Consider the following 8,910-nt stretch of genomic DNA (forward strand, 5'->3'; position numbering starts at 1 on the left):
CAGATGAAAGCCTTCTGAGAGCTTTGCACTTGGCAACGTCCGCAAAGCAGGAACGCACGGACGAACATTCAGCCGCGTACTCAGCCGCGTAACCGCAACCGCGCCGCGGCACGAAGCGTGCTTGCCGCGGCGCGCGCCCCACGCCCCGAAAACGGGCCCTGCCGACGTCGCGGGTTAAACTCTTGGCCGTACTGTCCAACCGCGGCCCCTCGAAAGCCGCACCGGTCCATGGAGTTTTCCCCGATGAGTGGCGGCTTTTCGCTTCCCGCATGGCGTCAAACCCTTCTCGCCGCGTTCGCGCTGCTGGCGCTGCTCGCGCTGTCCGGTTGCAGCAGCCTGCTGTGGGGCACGCAGCAGGCGCCGATCGTCGAAGCCACGGTGATGCCGGTCGAAGCCGCGAGCGCGCCGGTGGCCGCATCGGCGCCGGAGCCCGTCGAAACCGAAGCCGCCGAGCCCGAGCAGCCGAAGAAGCCGAAGAAGCCGGTCGTCAAGCCGCACAAGGTCGAGCCGCCGCCGCCCGTCGTTGCGCCGCCTCCCCCGCCGCCGCCTCCTCCGCCGCTGATCCTCGTGCGCACGATCGAGCACAACGACGCGCACACGCTGCTCGACAGCCAGGTGCAGAAGCCGGACGGCAAGGTCGTCGGACGGGCGGTCGACATGATCGCGGACGCGAGCGGCAAGCCGCGTGAAGTCGTCGTCAATCTGCAAGGCTTTTTGGGTGTCGGCGACCGCAAGGTCAATTTTGCGTGGAACGCGTTCCGCTTCACGCCGGCCGCGAAAACCGCGCCGATCACGCTGAATCCGTCGGCGGTGCCGGTGAATCCCGCGAAGTCGAATGCGGCGATGCAATTGCCGCTGATCGACGCGACCGTCGAGCGTTCGAACGGCGCGAAGGTGGGCCGCGTGATCGACGTGCTGATCGACGCCAGCGCGCAGCCGCAGGCGGTCGTGCTCGACGTCAACGGCATGGTCAGCACCGAGCGGCGCACGATTGCCGCGAACTGGTCGGCGCTGCGCTTCGTCACGAAAGACAAGGAGCTGCATCCGCTAATCGATTTGAGCGATGCGCAGATCAACGCGGCGCCGCCCTACGCGAGCGATAAGCCGATCCGCGCGGTGTCGCCCGCGCCGCCCGCCGCTGCTGCTGCGCCTGCATCCACAGCGACCGCGCCTGCGGCTGCAGCGGCGGCGACGCCCACTTCGGCTCCTGCTTCCGCGGCAACCTCCGCGGCCGGTTCAAACGCACGGGCGGTCCGATGACAGGCCGCACTATGGTTACCGCGCGAAGTCTGCGCGCACTCGACTGGCTGAACTTCTTCGTTGCAAACGTGCAGACGGGCTTCGGTCCGTTCATCGCGTCGTATCTCGCGTCGCATAAGTGGACCCAGGGCGAGATCGGCATGGCGCTCTCGGTGGGCACCATCAGCGCGATGGTGAGCCAGGTGCCGGGCGGCGCCGCCGTCGACGCGTTGCGCAACAAGAAAGGCGCGGCCGCGTGGGCGATCTTCGCGATCATCGTGAGCGCGGTGCTGCTCGCCACGAGTCCGACGGTGCTGCCGGTGATCGCCGCCGAAGTCTTCCACGGATTCGCGAGCTGCATGCTGACGCCGGCACTCGCCGCGATTTCGTTCGCGCTCGTCGGGCGCGCGAATCTCGGCGACCGGCTCGGGCGCAACGCGCGCTGGGCGTCGATCGGCAGCGCGGTCGCGGCCGGCCTGATGGGCGTGTTCGGCGAATACTATTCGCCGCGCGCGGTGTTCTGGCTGACTGCGGGGCTCGCCGTGCCCGCGCTGGTCGCGCTTTCGATGATCCAGCGCACCGACACCATCCAGTTGCCGAAAGCCGCGCCGACGCCGGAGCAGATCGAGCGGCGCGAAAGCCTGCGCGAGTTGCTGCGCGACAGGCGCATGCTGCTGTTCGCGGCCTGCATCGTGCTGTTTCACTTGTCCAACGCGGCGATGCTCAATCTCGCCGCCGGCGAAGTCACCGCGGGCATGGGCGACAACGTGCAGCTCGTGATCGCGGCGTGCATCATCGTGCCGCAAGCGATCGTCGCGATGATGTCGCCGTGGGTCGGCCGTTCGGCGGAACGTTGGGGACGCCGGCCAATCCTGCTGCTGGGCTTTTCCGCGCTGCCGATCCGCGCGCTGCTGTTCGCAGGAATCAGCAGCCCGTATCTGCTCGTACCGGTGCAACTGCTCGACGGTCTCAGCGCTGCCGTGTTCGGCGTGATGCTGCCTCTGATTGCCGCCGACGTCGCGGGCGGCAAGGGGCGCTACAACCTGTGCATTGGCCTCTTCGGGCTGGCGGCGGGCATCGGCGCGACGTTGAGCACGACGGCGGCCGGTTTCATCGCCGATCATTTCGGCAATGCGGTCGCGTTCTTCGGACTCGCGGCCGCAGGCGCGCTGGCCGTGCTGCTGGTGTGGGCGGCGATGCCCGAGACGCGCGATGCCGCTGCGGAGGAAGATGGCGAAGCGGTAGCGGGCGGCGGCGGCTCGGCGGTCAGATAAAGCGAAGCCGCGGACGAACGCGGCTGAACGCGGCTGAAGAAAACCACCCGGTCTGCGGCGCGCGATGCGCCGCAGACATCACGCTGTACATCAATCTATCGCCCGCCCCGCCGTTTCCCGCATGAACGGCAGCGGCACCAACGACACCAGTCCGCAGCCGATCAGATACCACGCGGGCGCAAGGTTGCTGCCGGAAAGCTGAATCAGCCACGTCGCGAAAAACTGCGCGAATCCGCCGAAAATCGACACGCCGAGACAATAGACAATCGACATCCCCGTCGCGCGGATTTCGCGTGGAAAGAGCTCCGGCAGCATCACGATATTCGGCACCGCCGTGAACGCGACCAGCACGGCCAACGCGGCGACCACGGCGAGCAGCACCGGCACCGTCGGCGACGCGTTGATCGCGATGAACGCCGGATAGACGGCTGCAATCAGCAACACGCGCGAGACCAACAGAACGGGTTTGCGTCCGACGCGGTCCGACAACGCGCCCGCGAACGGCGAGCACACCACCGTCACCGCCGCGGCGGTCCATGCGGCCCACAGCGCCGACGACATCGGCAAATGCAGAATGCGGATCGCGTAGGTGGACAGATAGAAGAGCACGATGTAATTCGCCGCGGTCCCGCCGATCGTCGTGACGACGCCTGCGGCGATCGCGCGCGAATGGTCGCGAAACAGCTTGCGCACCGGCTGCGTGGCCGCGTCAGCGTTCACGGGCGCGTTGCCGTCTTCGACGCCGGGCAGCGTTTCGTTCAGATGACGCCGGATATAGATGCCGATCGGTCCCATCGCCATGCCGATCACGAACGGCACGCGCCAGCCCCAGCTTTCGAGCGCCGCGGTCGACAGCGCGGCGGCGAGCGCAACGCCCAGCAGCGAACCGCAGACCGTGTTCATGCCCTGGCTCACGAACTGCCAGCTTCCATAGAAGCCGCGCGTTTTATCGCTGCCGTACTCCATCAGCAGCGACGTCGAGGCGCCGACCTCACCGCCCAACGCAAAGCCCTGAACCAGACGCGCGACGATCACCAGCACGGGCGCGGCCACGCCGATCGCCGCATAGGTCGGCGCAAACGCGATGATCGCCGAGCCGAGCGTCATCAGCCACAGCGTGAGGCTCATCGCCGCCTTGCGGCCGGCGCGGTCCGCGTAAGCGCCCAGCACGACGCCGCCCACCGGACGCATGATGAAGCCCACGCCGAACGTGCCCACCGCGAGCATCAACTGCGCGAGCTGTCCTTCGACCGGAAAATACAGCTTGCCGATGATCGTCGCGAAGAAGCTGTAAATCGTGAAGTCGAAAAACTCGAGCCCGTTGCCGAGCGTGATCGCGGCGATTGCCTTCGCGCGGCTCGCGCGCTGCGCGCCGTGGGCGGGTTCGTCGCTGGACGCGTCGTGCGCGGCGGGGTGCTGTGCGGCTGAATAGTCCATCCGTGTCTCCATGATTTCTTTACGTCGATGCCGATGCGCGGCAAGCTCGCGTCAGCGCCTCAGCGCCTCAGCGCGTCAGGCGAGGAACGTCTGCGCGAGCCGAACCCAATAAGCCGCGCCCGTCGCAAGGCACGCGTCGTTGAAGTCGTAGCCCGGGTTATGGACCATGCAACCGCCCTCGCCGTCGCCATTGCCGATGATCAGATAGCTGCCCGGACAGCGCTCCAGCAGAAACGCAAAGTCCTCGCTGCCGGTGAGCGGCTGCATCCCGTCGATCAACCCTTCGTCGCCCAGCCAGTCGAGCGCGACCTGACGCGCCAGATGCGTCATTTCCGTATCGTTGACGAGCACCGGATAGCGGCGCTGATAGTCGACCCGCGCCCGCGCGCCGTAGACGGCCGCCTGTCCGCAGGCCACCGCCGTGATCCGCTCCTGCAGATGGTCGCGGACCTCGGGCCTGAGCGCACGCACCGACAGGCGCATCTCAGCGGTTTCGGGGATCACGTTCGGCGCGTCGCCGGCGTGAATCGCGCCGACGGTGATGATCGCCATATCGAGCGGCGCGATGTTGCGCGACACGATGGACTGCAACGCCAGCACGATCTGCGCGCAGACGACGACCGGATCGACCGCCTTGTGCGGCATCGCGCCGTGCCCGCCGCGCCCGGTCACGGTAATGATCACCGTATCCGATGAAGCCATGAACGACCCCGGCAGGAATCCGAACTTTCCGGTCGGAAAACCCGGCATGTTGTGCATCGCGAAGACGCCGTCGCAGGGGAATTTCTCAAAGAGACCGTCTTCGAGCATTTTGCGTGCGCCGGCGAGGCCCTCTTCGGCCGGCTGAAAAATCAGATTCAACGTGCCGTCGAAGCACTTCTCGCGCGCCAGATGCTTCGCGGCGGCGAGCAGCATGGCCGTGTGGCCGTCGTGACCGCATGCGTGCATCTTGCCCGGCACCTTGCTCGCGTACGGCAGACCCGTCGTTTCGTGGATAGGCAGCGCGTCCATGTCGGCGCGCAGACCGAGCCGGCGCGTCCCGTTGCCGACTTTCAACTGGCCGACAACGCCGGTCTGTCCCAGTCCGCGATGCACGGTGTAGCCCCACTCCTGCAAGCGTTCGGCGACGAGATCGCCGGTCGCGAATTCCTCGTACGCAAGCTCCGGCTGCGCGTGGATGCGATGCCGCAGCGCGATCATCTCGTCTTCGAGTTCGGCAATGCCCGCTGGAATGGCCATGGTGTTCACGGTGCGTCTCCTTTATCAATGCGTGAACCCAGCATAGCGACGCGCTTTTTTGACAGGCAGGCGTAGAATCGTTGCGGCGGCAACTTCCGGTTGCTGCCTCACTCGACTTCTCTTAGATGAAACTCCATCAGCTCAGCACCTTGGCGGCAATCGCGGATACCGGAAGTATCCGGGCCGCCGCGCGTTCACTCGGACTGTCGCCGGCCGCGGTGACCAAGGCGATGCGCGAACTGGAAGCGGATCTGCACGCGCCGCTCGTCGTGCGCAGCGCGAGCGGCGTCGCCTTCACCGAGTTCGGCCGCGCGCTCGTCGTACACGCGCGCGTCGTGCTCGGGCAATTGCAGCGGGCGCAGGCGGAAATCGAAGCGATGCGCGGCGCGGCGGCCGGCAAGCTGTCGATCGGCGTGACGCCGTGGGTCGCGTTGACGTTCCTGCCGCCCGCCGTGCAGCGCTTCCGCCAACGCATGCCTGAAGTGCAACTCGAGTTCTTCGAAGGCTTGCTCGCGGTCGTGCAACCACGGCTGCGCGACGGCAGCCTCGATTTCTCGATCGGCCGTCCGCCGCCCGCGTCGCCGGTATCGGAATTTCATAACACGCCGCTGTTCTCGACGCATTCGGCGGTGGTCGCGCGGCGCGATCATCCGAAAGCCGGTTGCCGCAGCCTGCTCGAACTCGAGGACGCCGAATGGGTGCTGAACTGGGACCCGGCGAGCCGCGAGTCGATCTCCGATAATCTGTTCCGCAAGCGCGGCATGCGCGTGCCGCACACGATCCATCTCGCGCATTCGCTCGCGGTCGTGCTGGGGCTGCTCGCGCATACCGACATGCTGAGCATCTTTCCGTGGCCGCTCGTCGAAGTGACGCTCGCGAAAGAGAATCTGTGGGCGCTGCCGCTGCGCGAAACGGTCGATGAAACGATGGTCAGCATCACCGCGCGCCGCGGTGCGCCGGAAAGTCCGGCGGCCACCTGTTTCCTGGGCTGCCTGCGTGAAGTCATCGACGAGGGCGCGCGCTCGCAAGATCCCGAGCAGCGCCGGCTTTTTCACTCGATCGAGTTGCTGCTGTAACGCGGCCTGCGCAACTAATCGAGAAACTCGGCGGCGCGCTTGCGCAACACTGCGCTGAAATCGTCGAGCCAGCCAATCGACAGACGCCAGCTCTGCCAATAAAGATCGACGTCGATATGCTTGCCGGGCGCCATCTCCACAAGTTCGCCGCTCGCGAGATGCGCGGCGATCATGCGCTCGGGACACATGCCCCAGCCGAGCCCGGTCACGCAGGCACGCAAAAATCCCGCGACGTGCGGAATCCAGTGCAACGGCGGGTCCACTTCCGCCCGCGTGATACGGCGCATGAAGCGCTTTTGCAACTGGTCCTTCGGATTGAAATCGACGCACGGCGCGCGGCGCAGACTGTCGCGCGTGACGCCGTCCGCGAAATGACGCGCGAAAAGCGCGGGCGAGCAGACCGCGAGATAACGCATGCGCCCAAGACGCGTGGAACGGCAGCCTTGCACCGGCTCGGCTTGCGTGGTCACCGCGCCCTGCACGCTGCCGTCGCGGATGCGCTGCGCGGTGTGATCCTGATCGTCGATCACCAGATCGAGCAGCATCTGACGCTCAGCGCAAAACGGCGCGACCGCATCGATGAACCAGGTGCCGACGCTGTCGTCGTTGACCGCGACGCGCAGCGTCGGCCATGCTTCGACGAGACCGCCCGGCAACGCGGGCACGCGGCCGGTCAGTTCGGCTTCGAGCAATTGCACGCGCTCGGTATGACGGCACAGCAACGCGCCGGAGGTCGTCGCGACACACGGCTGGCCGCGCTTCACCAGCACGCTGCCCACGCGCTCCTCGAGCAGCTTGACGCGCTGCGAGACCGCCGAGGGCGTGACGTTCAGCTCGCTCGCCGCGCGGTCGAACGAACCGTGCCGCACCACGGCGGCGAGCGCATCGAGCAGCGCATAGTCGAGCATTAGCGTTCCTTAATCGACGTTAGCTAAATTAGCTTCTCTTATCCGGTCGGAATCCGCAGACTAGCCACATTCGCTTCTCCCGTCTACTGGATCGACTATGAACTGGCTGTCTTTTTCTCATGGCGCGGCGTTATGCGCGTCGCTGATCGTGACCATCGGCGCACAGAACGCCTTCGTGCTGCGGCAAGGCATCATGCGCTCGCATGTCGGCAAGATCGTCGCGCTGTGCGCGCTGTCGGACTGCATTCTGATTAGCGCGGGCGTCGGCGGCGCGTCGGTGCTCGTCGAGCGCTATCCGGTCTTCGTGCATGTGATGCTGTATGTCGGGCTCGCCTATCTCGTGTGGTTCGGCATTAACGCGCTGCGTAGGGCGGTGCGGCCCGGGCATGCGGTCATGGACGCCGGCACCGGCGACGGCGCGCCGCCCGCGCAACGCGCGCTGCCGATCGTGCTGATGACGCTCGCCTTTACGTGGCTCAATCCGCACGTGTATCTCGACACGTTCCTGCTGATCGGCACCGCGGGCGCGCGCGAACCGGACGGCGCACGCGTGGCGTTCGCGGTCGGCGCGATGGCGGTGAGCTGCGTGTGGTTCATCGGACTGGGCTGGGGCGCGCGTGCGCTCGCGCCGCTGTTTCGCCGCGCGACTGCGTGGCGCGTGCTGGACGGCGCGATCGGCAGCATGATTTTGCTGCTGGCGGTGACGCAGTTGCGTTGAATCAGTTGCGTGAAGCCATCGCGTCGAAGCGGTCACAGCCTGGCGCAACGCGCACCAGCGCCGTTAACTCCGCGGACGCTCGACAGCCAGCAACTCTTGCACAAGCTGAGCGGACACATAATGCGGACCGTCGAACAGATAGACCCGATGGCCGCGATACGCAAACAGTTGCGGCGCGAGTTCCGCCGCGCTCGCCGGCCGAAACGCGCCGCCCGTGCCGGGACGAAACGCCTCGGCGATGATCCTCACGCGGCGCTCGCCGAGCCGCGCCGCCAGCGCGTCCGCATAAGCGCGCGCGGCGGCCGGGCCGCGCGTATAGACGCCGCAACCGTCCTGGAAAAACACGCCGACGTCGTGCGGCAGCCAGCCGTCGAGCCACGCGGCAAGCGCTTCGCCGCCGCGGTTCGAATTGTCGTAGACGCTGATCCACAAAGGCCGCGGCAGCCGGTCGAGCAAAGGCCCGAGCGCCCTCGCGCCTTCCCACGTCGGATCGACTTCGACCGGAAAGTAATAGCCCGCGACGCGAACCGGCGGCCGCGCCGCGAGCAGCCTGCGCGATTGCTCGATCAACTGCGCCGCTTGCGCGCGCGCGGACGTTTCGTCGAAGCGGCCCGCAAGACCGACGATCACATTGCGCGCCCACGGCTCGTCGGCAATGCGCGTCCAGTCGGGCAAACGCCGGGCGGCTTTCAGGCCATCCGACGCGTCCACGCCTGACAGATAAGCGGTGCCGTCCACCGCCGTCCACTGCACGAGCAACTCGCTTACGCCAAGACGCTGCCAGTCTCCACGCGGATCGAGATGATCCGAGTCCGGCTGCCACACCACACCTTGCGCGAGGCTGTCCGCACCGCCGGGACGGTTCGTTGCACAGCCGCCGAACACCGCCGTCAACGCACCCGCGGCGAGCAGCGTGCGACGGCGCGGCGAGCGCGGACCCGCGGCCCGCGCACTGCCCTCGCGTGAATCGGATGCCTGTTTGTCGTCAGCCTTCGACATGCAACTCCATGACACTGGAA

The 8,910-nt window shown here is 66.8% G+C and carries 8 protein-coding genes; 4 read left to right on the forward strand and 4 right to left on the reverse strand.

All coding sequences use genetic code 11. The features are described from left to right. The first annotated feature begins 243 nt into the window (after nucleotides 1-243). Nucleotides 244-1,260: a PRC-barrel domain-containing protein gene (locus P0D87_RS02675; protein ID WP_053857868.1), complete on the forward strand. Its 1,017-nt coding sequence runs from the start codon at nucleotides 244-246 to the stop codon at nucleotides 1,258-1,260. After that, the gene (locus tag P0D87_RS02680) at nucleotides 1,257-2,513 is read left to right on the forward strand and encodes an MFS transporter (protein ID WP_029969112.1); all 1,257 of its coding nucleotides are present in this window, start codon (nucleotides 1,257-1,259) and stop codon (nucleotides 2,511-2,513) included. The genes P0D87_RS02675 and P0D87_RS02680 overlap by 4 nt, the downstream gene beginning before the upstream one ends. 90 nt (nucleotides 2,514-2,603) lie before the next feature. On the opposite strand, the gene P0D87_RS02685 is transcribed toward P0D87_RS02680, so the two are convergent. Both P0D87_RS02685 and P0D87_RS02690 read right to left on the reverse strand, forming a co-directional pair. Further along, a complete protein-coding gene (locus tag P0D87_RS02685; RefSeq protein ID WP_408636718.1) occupies nucleotides 2,604-3,962 on the reverse strand; it encodes an MFS transporter in 1,359 nt (452 codons plus the stop codon). Nucleotides 3,963-4,025: 63 nt separating this feature from the next. After that, nucleotides 4,026-5,198 carry a M20 aminoacylase family protein gene (locus tag P0D87_RS02690; protein ID WP_053857866.1) on the reverse strand — a complete coding sequence of 391 codons (1,173 nt, stop codon included), beginning with the start codon at nucleotides 5,196-5,198 and terminating at the stop codon, nucleotides 4,026-4,028. A gap of 116 nt (nucleotides 5,199-5,314) precedes the next feature. On the opposite strand from P0D87_RS02690, the gene P0D87_RS02695 reads away from it, so the two are divergent. Continuing rightward, complete coding sequence (locus P0D87_RS02695) at nucleotides 5,315-6,265, forward strand: LysR substrate-binding domain-containing protein (protein ID WP_053857865.1); 951 nt, start codon at nucleotides 5,315-5,317, stop codon at nucleotides 6,263-6,265. Between the two features lie 14 nt (nucleotides 6,266-6,279). On the opposite strand, the gene P0D87_RS02700 is transcribed toward P0D87_RS02695, so the two are convergent. After that, a complete protein-coding gene (locus P0D87_RS02700; RefSeq protein ID WP_053857864.1) occupies nucleotides 6,280-7,173 on the reverse strand; it encodes a LysR family transcriptional regulator ArgP in 894 nt (297 codons plus the stop codon). A gap of 97 nt (nucleotides 7,174-7,270) precedes the next feature. Here P0D87_RS02700 and P0D87_RS02705 point away from each other — a divergent pair, with 97 nt between their 5' ends. Beyond that, entirely contained in the window at nucleotides 7,271-7,891 is a 621-nt protein-coding gene (locus P0D87_RS02705; protein ID WP_029969106.1) for a LysE/ArgO family amino acid transporter, read from the forward strand. A 63-nt stretch (nucleotides 7,892-7,954) separates the two neighbouring features. On the opposite strand, the gene P0D87_RS02710 is transcribed toward P0D87_RS02705, so the two are convergent. Beyond that, nucleotides 7,955-8,890 (reverse strand): alpha-amylase family protein, encoded by a 936-nt coding sequence (locus P0D87_RS02710; protein WP_171799823.1) that lies wholly within the window; start codon nucleotides 8,888-8,890, stop codon nucleotides 7,955-7,957. Nucleotides 8,891-8,910 lie beyond the last annotated feature (20 nt).

The sequence above is a fragment of the Paraburkholderia sp. RL17-368-BIF-A genome, from assembly GCF_046054045.1.
In the GTDB taxonomy this organism is placed as follows: Bacteria; Pseudomonadota; Gammaproteobacteria; order Burkholderiales; family Burkholderiaceae; genus Paraburkholderia; species Paraburkholderia graminis.